The 257-nt window shown below is 52.1% G+C and carries 1 protein-coding gene; it reads right to left on the bottom strand.

Annotated features, from left to right (window positions below; translation table 11 throughout):
• On the bottom strand, nt 1-243 hold a 243-nt coding region (locus R0J87_RS22225; protein WP_498889026.1), incomplete at its 3' end, for a hypothetical protein.
• Between the last annotated feature and the right edge of the window lie 14 nt (nt 244-257).

Below are 257 nucleotides of genomic sequence, written 5' to 3' on the forward strand. Positions count from 1 at the left end.
AGCACGACGCGCCGCTTCTTCCGGGTCGTCTTTTAGCAACTGCGCTTGTTTGGCTTCATCGCGACGTTTAGTTTCTGCGGCTTTGCGTTCAGCTTCTTCTTTTGCCTTAGCTGCTGCAACTTCTTTCGCCTTACGCTCAGCTTCCTGACGCGCCTGTTCCGCTTCTGCTTTGGCTTTTTCTTCCGCCAGACGGGCTTCTTCCTGCGCTTTTAGCGTCGCTTCATCGACCATAGGTTTTTTCACGTAAGTCTTTTGCT

The organism is Halomonas sp. SIMBA_159, from assembly GCF_046536035.1.
Classification (GTDB): Bacteria; Pseudomonadota; Gammaproteobacteria; order Pseudomonadales; family Halomonadaceae; genus Vreelandella; species Vreelandella venusta_A.